11 protein-coding genes are annotated in these 13,814 nt (G+C 64.6%); 4 read left to right on the top strand and 7 right to left on the bottom strand.

The genetic code is table 11. The features are described 5' to 3' along the window. Positions 1–44: 44 nt before the first annotated feature. The 5 genes from EOB80_RS13140 to EOB80_RS13120 form a co-directional block, all read right to left on the bottom strand. Positions 45–926 carry an SMP-30/gluconolactonase/LRE family protein gene (locus EOB80_RS13140; RefSeq protein WP_127327998.1) on the bottom strand — a complete coding sequence of 294 codons (882 nt, stop codon included), beginning with the start codon at positions 924–926 and terminating at the stop codon, positions 45–47. Then, on the bottom strand, positions 926–1,564 hold the full coding sequence (locus EOB80_RS13135; protein WP_127327996.1) for a 2-dehydro-3-deoxy-6-phosphogalactonate aldolase: 639 nt from the start codon (positions 1,562–1,564) through the stop codon (positions 926–928). Before EOB80_RS13135 ends, EOB80_RS13140 begins: the two co-directional genes overlap by 1 nt. Next, positions 1,561–2,514 (bottom strand): 2-dehydro-3-deoxygalactonokinase, encoded by a 954-nt coding sequence (locus EOB80_RS13130; protein WP_127327995.1) that lies wholly within the window; start codon positions 2,512–2,514, stop codon positions 1,561–1,563. Before EOB80_RS13130 ends, EOB80_RS13135 begins: the two co-directional genes overlap by 4 nt. Beyond that, positions 2,511–3,278, bottom strand: a complete 768-nt coding sequence (locus EOB80_RS13125; RefSeq protein WP_127327993.1) for an SDR family oxidoreductase — start codon at positions 3,276–3,278, stop codon at positions 2,511–2,513. Before EOB80_RS13125 ends, EOB80_RS13130 begins: the two co-directional genes overlap by 4 nt. 268 nt (positions 3,279–3,546) lie before the next feature. Next, a complete protein-coding gene (locus EOB80_RS13120; protein ID WP_023814197.1) occupies positions 3,547–4,896 on the bottom strand; it encodes an EAL domain-containing protein in 1,350 nt (449 codons plus the stop codon). Between the two features lie 230 nt (positions 4,897–5,126). On the opposite strand from EOB80_RS13120, the gene gshB reads away from it, so the two are divergent. The 3 genes from gshB to EOB80_RS13105 all read left to right on the top strand — a co-directional run bounded on the left by gshB (position 5,127) and on the right by EOB80_RS13105 (position 8,594). Then, complete coding sequence (gene gshB, locus EOB80_RS13115; protein ID WP_127327991.1) at positions 5,127–6,068, top strand: glutathione synthase; 942 nt, start codon at positions 5,127–5,129, stop codon at positions 6,066–6,068. A gap of 183 nt (positions 6,069–6,251) precedes the next feature. Then, positions 6,252–7,784: a YifB family Mg chelatase-like AAA ATPase gene (locus EOB80_RS13110; protein WP_127328179.1), complete on the top strand. Its 1,533-nt coding sequence runs from the start codon at positions 6,252–6,254 to the stop codon at positions 7,782–7,784. A gap of 270 nt (positions 7,785–8,054) precedes the next feature. Continuing rightward, the gene (locus tag EOB80_RS13105) at positions 8,055–8,594 is read left to right on the top strand and encodes a J domain-containing protein (protein ID WP_127318999.1); all 540 of its coding nucleotides are present in this window, start codon (positions 8,055–8,057) and stop codon (positions 8,592–8,594) included. A 52-nt stretch (positions 8,595–8,646) separates the two neighbouring features. Here the strand turns inward: EOB80_RS13105 and EOB80_RS13100 are convergent, their stop codons facing one another. Further along, a complete protein-coding gene (locus EOB80_RS13100) occupies positions 8,647–10,815 on the bottom strand; it encodes a malate synthase G (protein ID WP_127327990.1) in 2,169 nt (722 codons plus the stop codon). A gap of 232 nt (positions 10,816–11,047) precedes the next feature. Here EOB80_RS13100 and EOB80_RS13095 point away from each other — a divergent pair, with 232 nt between their 5' ends. After that, entirely contained in the window at positions 11,048–11,467 is a 420-nt protein-coding gene (locus EOB80_RS13095) for a hypothetical protein (protein ID WP_127318995.1), read from the top strand. 48 nt (positions 11,468–11,515) lie between these two features. Here EOB80_RS13095 and EOB80_RS13090 read toward each other — a convergent pair whose 3' ends face one another. After that, the gene (locus EOB80_RS13090; protein WP_127327988.1) at positions 11,516–13,558 is read right to left on the bottom strand and encodes a hydantoinase/oxoprolinase family protein; all 2,043 of its coding nucleotides are present in this window, start codon (positions 13,556–13,558) and stop codon (positions 11,516–11,518) included. Between the last annotated feature and the right edge of the window lie 256 nt (positions 13,559–13,814).

Below are 13,814 nucleotides of genomic sequence, written 5' to 3'. Positions count from 1 at the left end.
CGGTTGCGTGACAACGCACCGTCCGACCGCAGAATCCAGTTCGCTCAGGCGATCAGCACGCGCGGCTCGAAGCGGCCGTTGACGGGAATATCGAGCAGAAAGGTCATGCCGCCCTGCAGATCCAGCAGACGCTGCTTCTCATCCTTGCCCGACCAGGCGGAGGTGACCGCCAGCCGATCGGCCTTGGCGCCGACAAAGGCCGGGCAGGATGGCTGCGTCACCGGCATGGCGACCGTGCGGACGAGCTTGCCGTCGGGTCCATAGGCTTCGATGACGCTGCCGCCCCAGACGGCGTTCCACAGGATGCCGTCGCGGTCGAGTACGGACCCGTCGATGTAGCCCTTGGCCGAGCGGTGATCGACGAACAGCTTTGGCTCACCTGCAGGCAGACCGGTCGCCGGGTCGCAGGCGACGCGCATCAGCAGCCCGGTCGAGGTGTCGGTGTAGTAGGCGATCGCGCCATCCTCGGTAAAACAGATCGAATTGGAGACGGTGATGTCCGAAAACAGGCGGCGCAGTTCGCCCTTGAAAAACCAGTAGATAGAACCCGCGCCTTTTTCCTCACCCTTGCCCATGGTACCCATCCACAAGGCGCCGCAGGGATGGACCCGGGAATCGTTGGAGCGCGTGACCGGATTGTCGGCCTCGACAGGCGTGTGCAGCGTCAATTTGCCGGTCGCGACATCACGGACATAAAGGCCGGTTTCGGCGGCGATAAGCTGGCGCTTGTCGTCGATGATTGCGATGGCGCTCGCCATTTGGCCGAGCTCATGGACGGTGGCCGCGCCGCCGGACAGCTGCTTTTGCAGAAGCTGACCGTTGACGATGTCGAACCAGTAGAGCGTATCGGTGGCGGGATCGTAGCTCGGCCCCTCGCCGAGTTGGCAGACGTGATCGGAAAAAACCGAAACGATGGCTTCGCTCATCATGCTTCTCCGAACACCGCATCCCAGGCCACGACGGCAGCATGTGCACGCGCGGCCACCTCGTCGACGCTCATGCCCGGCTTGAACAGGCTGGAGCCCAGACCAAAGGCGGTCACGCCGGCCGCCTTGTAGCCGGCAAAATCTTTTTCGGAGACGCCGCCGACGGCGCCGACCAATGTCTGCGCCGGCAACACGGCGCGCATCGCGGAAATGCCGCCGGCACCCAGCACGCTCGCCGGGAAGAATTTCAGCGCCGAGGCGCCGAGCTTGATCGCCTGGAAGGCTTCGGTCGGCGTGAACACGCCGGGCATCGTCACCATGCCGTAGTGCATGGCGCGCGCCATCACCTCGGCATCGATGTTGGGACTAACCAGCAGCCGCCCTCCGGCCTGGTGCAAGCCATCGACATCGGCTGGCGTCAGCACCGTGCCGGCGCCAACCAGCGCCGTTTTCGGCAGCACTTGGACGATGCGGGCGATCGACGAGAACGGTTGCGGTGAGTTCAGCGGCACTTCGATCGCCTCGATGCCGGCGTCGAACAGTGCCTTGCCCATGGCCATCGCCTCGGTGGGCTTGAGCCCGCGAAGGATGGCAACCAGGCCGCGCTTGAGTTTTGGAAACGGTGCGGTCTGGCTCATCGGGCTGCTCCAATTCTTGCGATCATGCCGTTCTCGCGCGCCGCCTCGACGAGACCTGCACGCACCGCCTCGTCCGCGTCGACGGCCCGGACCTCAAGTCCGGCAAGGCCGAGCGCCTCGCTGTACAGCGTTCCCAGCGCACCGGAGGCGACCAGCACCACGGGTTCCGCACCGGCGCCGTGCCGACGGCTGGCGGAGGCGATCTCGCCGCCGATCAGAAGGCCGGACAGGCAGGCTGCGGCATCGTCGGCTTTCAAATCCTGCAGCAGGCCGGCGGCGCGGATGGAAAACAGCCGCGAGGTGACATCGCCGCCATCGCTCAATGCGGTTTCGCACCAGCGGCGGAAGAACGGATTGTCCGATGTGACGGGCTTTGGATGTTCGCCGAGCGAATGGCGCAGGATCGAATGCGCGGCAAGCACCGAAAACAGCTCGCCGGTCGGCCAGGTGCCGAAGCCGGTGACAGTACCGTCCTCGACCAGCACCCATTTCGAATGGGTGCCGGGCATACAGACCAGCTGGCGTCCCTTGGCCGGCAAGCCAGCGCCGGCAAGCTGGGTTTCCTCGCCGCGCATGACGTCGGGCGCGTCAGTCAGTCGCTGGGCAAGGCCCGGAACGATGCGGATGTCGCGGCTCTGGCCGGGCACGCTGGCGGCACCCGCAAGGATGGCGCTAAGCGGCGCCGGCACGGTGACATAGGGTGCTTCCAGCCAGCCCTGGCGGGATCCGGCCATGCCGCAGATGATGACGGGCAGCGCCGCTGGTGCTCCCATCGCCGCCAGATGCCCTTCGAGGATGGTCGAAAAGCCCTTCTGCTGCGCCGTGATCAGGCCATCGTCGCCACGGCGTTCGGCAAGCACCTTGCCTTGCCCGTCTATCAGCCAGACCCGCATGCGGGTCGTGCCCCAGTCGGCGGCGGCGACCGCCGGTGCGTTGCCGGCTGGGTTCACAGGAAACCTCCATCGACGACCAGCATCTGCGCTGTCAGCATGCGCGAGGCGTCCGAGGCCAGGAACAGCACGGTGCCGACGATGTCGTCGGGCTGCATCACCTGCTTGATGCATTGCTTGGCGACATGGGCGGCAAGCCCCTGTTCGGTCACCCAGAGCTCCTTCTGCCGCTCGGTGATCACCCAGCCGGGCGCAATGGCGTTGACGCGGATGCCGTCGACACCGAGCTTGCCCGCCAGCCCCTTGGTCAGGCCGAGGATACCGGCCTTGGCGGCCGTGTAGGACGGCATGTCGGGGTGGTTGATGAGATAGGACGTCGAGGTGAAGTTGATGATCGAGCCGCCGCCGGCCCGCTTCATGCCCGGCGCCACCGCTTGCGCGGTGAAGAAATGCGGCCGCAAATTGATCGCCTGATTGTTGTCCCAGAACTCGACCGTCACGTCCTCGACGGCGTGGCGTTCATCCCAGGCCGCATTGTTGACCAGCACGGTGACATCGCCATGCGCCTCGGCGGCCTTCGCGGCGGACGCCCGCAGGGCCTCGACGTCGCGCAAATCGGTCTTGAGATAGAGCGGCCGCTTGCCGAACGTCTTCTCGATGCGGTCGGCGAGGGCCGTGCTTGGGCCGTCGGCGATGTCGATGAAGGCGACATTGGCGCCCTGGCGCACAAAGCCCTCGGTCAGTGCAGCACCTATTCCGGAGCCGCCGCCGGTTATCAGCACCGAGGCTCCTTCGAGGTCGGCAAAATGCGCCGATGGCATCATCGTTTCTGTCTCCCAGCGCATGACCCAGAAAATCGGATCGATTTTCGGAAAGGGATCATGCGCAAAATGTAAATTGCTACAGCGTCCTTTGCGCGTCCGAAAGGACGCGCGGCGCTGTAGCGTGATCGGCGCGCATCCTAGCCACGCAAGGCGCGCGGGCAAGGGCGAACCGTCGAATTTCAGGGCTTATGTCAGACAAAACGACAATGCGCCGCACCGGGTGCGCACAGCGGCATCGTTGGGGTCGGGGATCGCGGAGGATCGCCGGTCAGATCGCCTTGGCGCGCAGGGCGCCGCGGAAGGAATCGCGGAGGTAACCGAGCGTGGCGTCGGCATCGACGGGCTTGCCGAACAGATAGCCTTGCCCGCCGGCGCAGCCGAACTGGACGAGGCGGTCGGCCTGCGCTTCCTGCTCGATGCCTTCGGCGACGACGTCCATGCCGAGCCCCTCGCACATTGCGAGAATGGCGCGGATGATGTGTTCCGACGGACGGTCGTCGAGAATGGAGGAGACGAAGGCACGGTCGATCTTGAGCTTGTCAAAATGGAATTCGCGCAGACGGCCGAGCGAGGACTGGCCGGTGCCGAAATCGTCGAGCGAGACGCGGATGCCGACGCGGCGCAGATCCTCGACGATCTGCGCGGCCGAGGCCGGGTCGTTCATCAGGCCGGTCTCGGTGATCTCGATCTCCAGCCGCCGCGGATCGAAGCCGGTGCGATCGAGGATCGCCAGTATGTGCAGGCCGGTGTTCTGGTCGACGAGTTGCGATGGCGACAGGTTGAACGACAGGAAGAGGTCCTTCGGCCAGCTTCTGGCCGCTTCGGTCGCTTTGCGCAGCACCAACTGCGACAACGGGCCGATGATGCCACGCTCCTCGGCGATGGGAATGAAGACGGTCGGCGGCACCGAACCCAGGTCGCGATCGGTCCAGCGCGCCAGCGTCTCGAAGCCGATGGTGCGGCGCGTGTTGAGATCGACGATGGGCTGGAAATGCGGCTCCACCTCGCCGGCCGAGACAGCCCGGCGCAGCGCCTGTTCGATGCGGGTGACGCGCTTGGCCGCCTCTTCCATCTCACGGGTGTAGACGACGACGCGGCCACGGCCGGAACGCTTGGCGTGATAGAGCGCCGTCTCGGCCTTGTTGATGAGGATTTCCGTGGTCTCGTCGCCCGAATAGAACAGCGAGCAGCCGACCGAGGCCGAAAGCCTGGCGGTGCGTTCGCCGACATCATAGGGCGCCGACAGGATTTCGATCAGCATGCGCGACTTTTCGGCCGCTGCATCCTCGCTGAACACCAAGGGATAGAGAAAGGCGAATTCGTCGGCACCGATGCGGCAGACCGTGGAATGGCCGTCCATCGAGGCGCGCAGCCGCATCGCCACCTGGATCAGGATATCGTCGCCGGCCTTGTGGCCGAACAGATCGTTGATCGGCTTGAAGCCGTCGAGGTCGAGAATGCCGACGGTAAAGGGCGCGGGATCGTCGGCACGGTCGGCGATCAGGCGATCGACCTTGTCGAAGAAGCGGCGATGGTTGCCAAGCCCGGTCAACGGATCTGTGAATGCCAGATCCGTGCTCTCCCTGTTTGCCTGACCGGTGCCAAACGAAGTTTGCATCGGTGTCCCTGTTTTGTGACGTCGGAATTTATTTTCAGACTGGCAGCAAACCCTTTAGGAAACGTATCGCGAAATCGATTTTCCACGGGCAACCGCGACTGTTTCGAAGGATCGATGAAAGCAGCGCATTCGGGTGTCGGATGCCGATCCCAGGAATGTCGCGATTGGCAGACGGGCAGTGAGCCTGTACAGGCAAGACAGTCGTCCATCCGAGCCGCCGGAGACCCGCCATGAAGCTGAAAATCGCCGTCCAGATGGACCACATCTCCACCGTGTCGATCGCCGGCGACACCTCGTTCGCGCTGTCGCTGGAAGCGCAGCGGCGCGGCCTTGAGCTTTTCCACTACACGCCGGATCGGCTCTCGTTGCGCGACGGCAAGGTATTCGCCCGCATCGAGGAAATGCAGGTGCGCGACGAGAAGGGCAGCCACTATTCGCTGGGCGAGAAGGTGCGTACCGACCTGTCGGAGATGGATGTGGTCCTGCTGCGCCAGGATCCGCCCTTCGACATGAACTACATCACCACCACGCACATTCTCGAACGCATCCACCCGAAGACGCTCGTGGTCAACGACCCGGCCTGGGTGCGCAACAGCCCGGAAAAGATCTTCGTCACCGAATTTGCCGACCTGATGCCGGACACGCTGATCACCAAGGATCCGCTCGAAGTTGCCGCCTTCCGCAAGGAGTTCGGCGACATCATCGTCAAGCCGCTCTACGGCAATGGCGGCGCCGGCATCTTCCATCTGCTGGAGGCCGACCGCAACCTTGCCTCGCTGCTGGAAATGTTCGGCCAGATGTTCCGCGAACCCTACATCGTGCAGCGCTATCTCAAGGACGTGCGCAAGGGCGACAAGCGCATCATCCTGATCGACGGCGAGCCGGTCGGCGCCATCAACCGGGTGCCGGCCGAGCATGATTCCCGCTCCAACATGCATGTCGGCGGCCGCGCCGAAAAGACCGAACTGACGGAGCGCGAACGCGAGATCTGCGCCCGCATCGGCCCATCGCTGAAGGAGCGCGGCTTCATCCTGGTCGGCATCGACGTGATCGGCGACTACATGACCGAGATCAACGTGACCTCGCCGACCGGCGTGCGCGAGGTCAAACGCTTCGGCGGCGCCGACATCGCCAGCCTGTTCTGGGACGCGGTTGAGGGAAAGCGCGGGTAAGCCGTTTTCATTTTGTCTTAACCATGTTCCGTTTTTGCAACCGCGCTCAATTCGGCTGCAACCCACGCGCTCAGATGTTCCCGTAATGTTCTTGATTTGAACGTGGAAGTGTGATTGTCTGCCATACGGGCCATTCCTGGCCTGATCGCAGGGGCTGGGGCCAGCCTGAATTGGGGTTGCACGATGGTGGCGCGGGTTCGCACGGTCGCTTTCCAGGGCATCGAGGCTGTGCCGGTCGACGTGCAGGTGATGATCGCGCCCGGCAAGGTCAACATGCACATCGTCGGCCTGGCCGACAAGGCGGTGGCCGAAAGCCGCGAGCGGGTGCAGGCCGCACTGCATGCTTCCGGCCTGTCGATGCCGTCGAAGAAAGTCACGGTCAATCTGGCGCCGGCCGACCTGCCGAAGGAAGGCAGTCATTACGACCTGCCGATCGCGCTTGGCCTGATGGCTGCCCTTGGCGCCATTCCGGGCGACATGCTGGCCGGCTATGTCGTGCTTGGAGAATTGTCGCTCGACGGCACGATTGCCGCGGTCGCCGGCGCCTTGCCGGCGGCTATCGCCGCCAATGCGGAAGGCAAGGGCCTGATCTGCCCGTTCGCCTGCGGGCCGGAAGCGGCCTGGGCGGGCAAGGAATTCGACATTCTGGCGCCGCGCAGCCTGATCGCCATCGCCAACCATTTCCGCGGCACGCAGGTGCTGTCGCGGCCGGAAGCCGGCATCCATGCCGCCGCTCTGGATTTGCCTGACCTCGCCGACATCAAGGGCCAGGAGACCGCCAAGCGGGCGCTGGAAGTGGCGGCGGCCGGCGGGCATAATCTCTTGATGATCGGGCCGCCGGGCTCGGGCAAATCGATGCTGGCGCAGCGGCTGCCGTCGATCCTGCCGCCGCTGGCGCCGAAGGAGCTTCTGGAAGTCTCGATGATCGCCTCGGTGGCGGGAGAGCTCGGCGAAGGCAAATTGACCGACCGGCGGCCGTTCCGCGCACCGCACCACTCGGCCTCGATGGCGGCGATGGTCGGCGGCGGTATCCGCGCGCGGCCGGGCGAGGTGTCGCTGGCCCATCACGGCGTGCTGTTCCTCGATGAATTTCCCGAGTTCACACCGCAGACGCTCGATGCGCTGCGCCAGCCGCTGGAGACCGGCGACTGCATGATCGCGCGAGCCAACCATCGCGTCACCTATCCGGCGCGTATCCAGCTGGTGGCGGCGATGAACCCGTGCCGCTGCGGCATGGCCGGCGAGCCGGGCTATCGCTGCCTGCGCGGCGAGCGTTGCCGTACCGACTATCAGGCGCGCATTTCGGGTCCGCTGCTCGACCGCATCGATCTCAGGATCGAAGTGCCGGCGGTCTCGGCCAGCGACCTGATCCGGCCCGACCGGGCGGAGAAAAGCGCCGATGTGGCGCTGCGCGTGGCACGCGCCCGCACCATCCAGCGCGAGCGCTTCGAGCGGCTCGGCGCCACCCGCGCCACCACCAACGCGCATTGCGCGCCCTCGGTCATCGAAGAGATCGCCATGCCGGACGCCGCCGGCCTGTCGCTGCTCAAGGACGCCAGCGAAAAGCTCGCCTTTTCGGCGCGAGCCTATCACCGCGTGCTGAAGGTGGCGCGGACGCTCGCCGATCTCGACGCCAGCGAAACCGTCGGCCGCATCCATCTGGCCGAAGCGATCTCCTACCGCATGAGCTCGGAGCGGATGGCGCAGGCGGCGTAGGTCCGCCGACAAGCCGACCTCGCCACATTACCTTCCGCGATCACGCCATAACCCGGCCTCCGCGAATCGATCATCTCCACGGTGCGGCGGACCTGAATGTCCGCTTGGCCGGCGTCCTCACCACCCAACGGCCCCCACCGACGGGGCGCCGGCCATTTTCTTCCTCTTCCAAAAGCGTGGATGTCATCGCGCGTCGGACCAAGGTCTTGGCCTCCGCATTGACATTCCTTATTTAGACAATGCGAATATGGTGTGGTCGGGGAGCCCGCTATGTTCATTGACTACTACGAAGTTTTGGAAGTTAGCCCGAACGCCAATTCGGAAACGTTGGAGCGCATATTTCGCTATTTTGCGATGCGCTATCATCCAGACAATCGCGAAACCGGCGATGAAGCCCGTTTCAGTGAAATCGTGGAAGCCCACAATACGCTCAAGGATCCGGTCAAACGCGCACAATACGACATCGCGTACAGGGACCATGCCGGCCTTCGCCGTGAATTGACCGAGGAAGCCAGCAACACCAAAGGCATCGAGCGTGACGTCGTGATCCAGGCCAGGCTGCTGTCGCTGCTTTACGCGAAGCGCCGGCACGACGTCGGCAATCCCGGGATCGGAGATGTGGAGCTCGAACGCCTGTCAGACTGTCCGCGAGAGCATCTCGAGTTTCATCTCTGGTATCTGAAAGCGAAGGGCTGGATAGCAAGAGTGGAAAACGGGACGATTGCGATTACGGTGGAAGGCGTCGATCGGGTCAACTCCGAACACCGTCGCGATCCCACCATCCGGCTCCTGGACCATACAGCTCCCTGACGCCTCACCCCGGAGAAAGCAGGCCGAAAACCCGCCGCCCATACTGGCCTCTTCAGCTCTGCTGCGCCTTCAGTTCCAGCCGCCGCGCGTGCAGCACCGGCTCGGTGTAACCGTTGGGCTGGACGCGGCCCTTGAAGACCAGGTCGCAGGCGGCGAGGAAGGCTACCGACTTGTCAAAGTCAGCCGCCATCGGCTGGTAAAGCGGGTCGCCCTCGTTCTGGCGGTCGACGATGTCAGCCATGCGCTTCATCGTCGCCATCACCTGGTCCTCGCTGCACACACCGTGGTGCAGCCAGTTGGCGATGTGCTGGGAGGAAATACGCAATGTGGCGCGGTCTTCCATCAGGCCGACATCGTTGATGTCAGGCACTTTCGAGCAGCCGACGCCCTGGTCGATCCAGCGCACGACATAGCCAAGAATGCCCTGCGCGTTGTTGTCGAGTTCCTTCTGGATGTCCTCGGGCGACCAGTTCGGCCGCACCGCGACGGGCACCGACAGGATGTCGTCGAGCTTCGCCTTGGGCCGGTTCTTCAGTGCCGCCTGCACGGCATGAACATCGACCTTGTGATAGTGCGTGGCATGCAGCGTCGCTGCCGTTGGCGACGGCACCCAGGCAGTGTTGGCGCCGGCCTTGGGATGGGCGATCTTCTGTTCCAGCATTGCCGCCATCAAATCCGGCATCGCCCACATGCCCTTGCCGATCTGGGCGTGGCCGGCCAAGCCGCATTCCAGCCCGATGTCGACATTCCACGCCTCGTAGGCGGAAATCCAGGCGGCCTGCTTCATGTCGCCCTTGCGGATCATCGGGCCGGCTTCCATCGAGGTGTGGATCTCGTCGCCGGTGCGGTCGAGGAAGCCGGTGTTGATGAACACGACGCGCGCTTTTGCGGCGCGGATCGCCTCCTTGAGGTTGACGGTGGTGCGCCGCTCCTCATCCATAATGCCCATCTTGATGGTATACCTGGCCATACCGAGCAGCGCTTCGACGCGGTCGAAGATCTCGACGGCGAAAGCGACTTCGTCGGGCCCATGCATCTTGGGTTTCACGACATACATCGAGCCCGCGCGGGAATTGGCGCGGCGGCCGTTCGGCCCTACATCGTGCAGCGCGATCAGCGCCGTCATCGCCGCATCCATGATGCCTTCCGGAACCTCGTTGCCGTCGCGATCCAGTATCGCCGGGTTGGTCATAAGGTGGCCGACATTCCTGACCAGCATCAGCGAGCGGCCGGGCACGGTCAGCGTGCCGCCGGCGGGCGCGGTGTAGGAGCGGTCAGGATTGAGCTTGCGGACAAAGCTCTTGCCGCCCTTGGTGATCTCTTCCGCCAAATCGCCCTTCATCAGGCCGAGCCAGTTGCGGTAGATGACGACCTTGTCTGGCGCATCCACCGCCGCGACCGAATCCTCGCAGTCCTGGATGGTGGTCAGCGCCGATTCCAGGATGACATCGGCGATGCCAGCCGGATCGGTGCGGCCGATCTGGTTGTTGCGGTCGATCGCGATCTCGATGTGCAGGCCGTTGCGCACCAGCAGCACCGCATCGGGATTGGCCGCGTCGCCACGGTAGCCGACGAATTGCTTCGGGTTGGCCAGCGTGGTCGAGCCGGCCCCCGCGCTCAGCCGCAAGGCACCTTGCGCCAGCGACAGCCCGTTGACGCCGGCCCATTTGCCCGAGGTGAGCGGGGCAGCCTCGTCGAGAAAGGCCTTCGTCCAGGCAACGACCTTGGCGCCGCGCGCCGGATTGAAGGCTTTGCCCTTTTCGGCGCCATCCGTTTCGGGGATGGCATCGGTGCCGTAGAGCGCATCGTAGAGCGACCCCCAGCGCGCATTGGCGGCGTTGAGCGCATAGCGCGCATTCATCACCGGCACGACCAGCTGCGGTCCGGCAACATCAGCAATTTCGGGGTCGACATTGTCGGTCAATACGCTGAAGGCCGGGCCTTCGGGAACGAGATAGCCGATTTCTTTCAGGAAGCCCTTGTAGGCCTCCATGTCGACCGGCGCGCCATGCTCGCGATACCAGCCGTCTATCTGTTCCTGGATGGCGTCGCGCTTTGCCAGCAGCGCCCGGTTCTTCGGCGCCAAATCATGGATGATGGCCGAAAAACCGTTCCAGAAGGCGTCCGCTTCGACGCCCGTGCCCGGCAGCGCTTCCCTGGCCACGAACTCATGCAGCTCGCGGGCAATCCGCAATCCGGCGATCTCGATGCGGTCGGTCATCAGGCTACTCCAGATGAAAGGCTTTGCGGGCCTTTGGCATGTCAGGTTTGCCGGGTCAATTCAGCTTAGGGTGAAGGGAACGTATTTGCATCGCTTCGTCCTCCAGAGAGGAGCGGCATCGCAGGGCACAACCGGCCATGTCCAATCGCATATCGCGTCAATTTTCTCATTCCAGTAAACCCGGCCTTATACATTGCCTGTCAAATAAATCAGGCATCTTTGGAGTATGCCGATGTCGAGATTTGCCTGGCTTACTTTTGTTTCACTCACTCTTGCGTTCGCGGGCGCCGCCCCCGCCGGCGCTGCCGATGTCGAGTTCATCGGCACATGGCAGCAGGTTTACTCAACCGGCGGCCAATGTGCCAATTGCAGAGTCGTTATCCGCAGCGATCCCGGCTTGCAGGTCGATGCGAGCAATGGGTGGACGGCCAATCTGAAAGAGAAAACGATCAACGGGGAACAGGCCTTGATCGGAAATGGCAATTGGCCCGGATCGACATCGGCAAGCGCCAAGGCCCGAGCCCTGTCGGCAGCCTTCAAGCTTCATCAGGACAAGCTGTTTTTGATCATGCAAATCGTGGACCCGAACGGCAGTCGAATACGGGTACACGCGGTGTTCGAGCGACTTGCCGTGTCCAAATCCTCGATTTGACGGCTGCGATGCGCATTTGCTTGAATGCGCCAACCGGTTTTCACGACATCAAACCGCAATCCTTGGCCTTCCCGAGGCCACCGCCACCACATGCGCCTCGATGAACATGCGCTGGGCTTCGACGGTCGAGACGCGGAATTCGGTCGAAACGTCGATCTCGGCGCTGTCGGTGCCGGCCTCCATAGCGCGCTCCGCGACGATGGCGCGGACATCGGCCTCGGCCGCCGCGATAGCCGTCGCCTCGTCGAGGAAATCGCGCACGGTCTCGCCCGAGGCGAGACGAAACAGCCCTTCTATGGGCTGGCTGACCCGCGCCTCGGCCGAAACCCTGACCTGGCCGACGACGGCGCCAAGCGCGTTGGCGACATCGGTATCCCTGGGCACCACGCAGTCATTGCCGATCAGCGGCGGCAGCCCGGCATAGTGCAGCGGCGCCGAGGCGCCGAGGCCGATGACCGGGCGGTCGAGCGCAACGCTCAGGCGGGCGATGCCGGGATGCGCGTCGACGGCGCGCTGCACCAGGGCGTGCGCCACCGTCGACGCGCCATCGAGCCCATCCTCGGCAAAGGCGGTCTCGAGGATGTATTCGGCCGACCAGCGGGTCAGCGTCACCAGCACCCGCTCCGAGATCGCTTCCGGCGAGGCGGCGATGTACTGGCCACGGCCGTCACGCTTGCGGGCGAACAATTCGGCGCCGAGGCGCGCGGCGATGGGATCCCAGTTCGCCTGCTTGCCAAGCACGTGGGCAGCGTCCGACGGGGTGAAGCCGGCGACATGCACCAGCCCGCGCGACACCAGCCGGTTCAGCGTCGCGTTCTGCGCGTTCGAGGTCAAAAGCCTGTCGACGGCGAGCGGCACGGCACCAATCAGCTCGTAGAGCCTGGCTTCGGCGCCGGTCAGGCCGGCGGCGAGCCGATCCGGCACGCCGGTGCGCACCGCGAAGCGGCCGTCCATGCGGCCGGGATTGGGCGCCCGCAACTGGCGCTCGAGTTCCGATGTGACGGCGCTGCCATGCGCCATGCCGGCCAGCGCCAGCGGCACCAGGCGGCGCGGCCCGAGCAGGATCTTCGGGTTGAGCGCGCCATCTTCCAGCGCCACTTCGGAATCGCCGCCGAGGCCGAAGGTGCGCATGGCGACAGCCTCGACCATGGTGCGGAAGCCGCCGACGGTGGCGCCTTCCGGATCGAGCCTGGGACGGCCGCCATCGAGCACGGCGACGTCGGTTGTGGTGCCGCCGATGTCGGACACCATGGCGTTGTCGAGCCCGGTCATGTGGCGAGCCCCGACGAGGCTGGCGGCCGGGCCGGACAGAATGGTCTCGATCGGCCGCTGGCGGGCAAACGCCGCCGAAACCAGCGCGCCATCGCCGCGCACGACCATCAGGGGTGCTGCAATGTTGCGTTCTCCAAGAAAACCTTCGGTTGCCGCCACCAGGCGGTCGATCATCGAGATCAGCCTGGCGTTGAGCAAAGTGGTCAGCGCCCGGCGCGGGCCGCCGAGCTTGGCCGACAGCTCGTGGCTCGATGTGACCGGCAGGCCTGTCTTCTCGCGGATCAGCTCGCGGGCGGCGATCTCATGCGCCGGATTGCGGGTGGCAAAATAGGCGCAGACGGCAAAACCGGACACCGACGCGCCGAGTTCCGGCAGCATCGCTTCCAGCCCAGAGAGGTCGAGCCTGGCGGCATTGCCATGCACGTCGTGACCGCCCGGACAAAAAACCACCGGATCGGTGCCCAGCGCGGCCTTCAGCCCGTCGCGGGCGAGGTCGCCCTCGGAAAAGCCGATCATCACCAGCGCGACACGGCCGCCTTGGCCCTCGACCAGCGCGTTGGTGGCAAGCGTCGTCGACATCGAGACCAGCTTGATGGCGGCGGGATCGGTGCCGGCCTTGCCCAGCACCGCGTCGACGGCACCGGAAATGCCGACGGCCAGATCATGCCTTGTGGTCAGCGCCTTGGCCTTGGCCAGCACCTTGCCTTTGTTCGGGCCTTCTTGCGGGCCTTCCGTTTCAGACCACAGCACGGCATCGGTATAGGTGCCGCCGGTGTCGATCCCGAGGAACAGCGGCTTTGGCTTGGTCTTGGCGGTCATTTTTTGGCGGCGGTCCGGGTGGCAATTTATTTGTCCCTGCCCTTAGCCGATACGGAGCGGGCGATAAAGCCGCGAGCGCTGGGCCACGGGTAATCTCCCCCCTCGAGGGGGAGATGTCGCCAAAGGCGACAGAGGGGGTCGGCACGACTGGATGCGACTTCATACGAGGCGAAAGAGGAAGCCAGCGCTCTACGCGAGACGACCCCCTCTGGCCTGCCGGCCATTTCCCCCTCAAGGAGGGAGATCGCAGCTACCC

Source organism: Mesorhizobium sp. M7A.F.Ca.MR.245.00.0.0, assembly GCF_003997415.1.
Lineage (GTDB): Bacteria > Pseudomonadota > Alphaproteobacteria > Rhizobiales > Rhizobiaceae > Mesorhizobium.
The sequence above is the reverse complement of the archived record's forward strand: the minus strand, read 5'-3'. Positions and strand labels throughout refer to the sequence as shown.

Bases quoted from the DNA above. Each gene is read 5' to 3' on its own strand.
- EOB80_RS13140 (WP_127327998.1), bottom strand. From the start codon at position 926: ATGAGCGAAGCCATCGTTTCGGTTTTTTCCGATCACGTCTGCCAACTC.
- EOB80_RS13135 (WP_127327996.1), bottom strand. From the start codon at position 1,564: ATGAGCCAGACCGCACCGTTTCCAAAACTCAAGCGCGGCCTGGTTGCC.
- EOB80_RS13125 (WP_127327993.1), bottom strand. From the start codon at position 3,278: ATGATGCCATCGGCGCATTTTGCCGACCTCGAAGGAGCCTCGGTGCTG.
- EOB80_RS13120 (WP_023814197.1), bottom strand. From the start codon at position 4,896: ATGCAAACTTCGTTTGGCACCGGTCAGGCAAACAGGGAGAGCACGGAT.
- gshB (WP_127327991.1), top strand. From the start codon at position 5,127: ATGAAGCTGAAAATCGCCGTCCAGATGGACCACATCTCCACCGTGTCG.
- EOB80_RS13110 (WP_127328179.1), top strand. From the start codon at position 6,252: ATGGTGGCGCGGGTTCGCACGGTCGCTTTCCAGGGCATCGAGGCTGTG.
- EOB80_RS13105 (WP_127318999.1), top strand. From the start codon at position 8,055: ATGTTCATTGACTACTACGAAGTTTTGGAAGTTAGCCCGAACGCCAAT.
- EOB80_RS13100 (WP_127327990.1), bottom strand. From the start codon at position 10,815: ATGACCGACCGCATCGAGATCGCCGGATTGCGGATTGCCCGCGAGCTG.
- EOB80_RS13095 (WP_127318995.1), top strand. From the start codon at position 11,048: ATGTCGAGATTTGCCTGGCTTACTTTTGTTTCACTCACTCTTGCGTTC.
- EOB80_RS13090 (WP_127327988.1), bottom strand. From the start codon at position 13,558: ATGACCGCCAAGACCAAGCCAAAGCCGCTGTTCCTCGGGATCGACACC.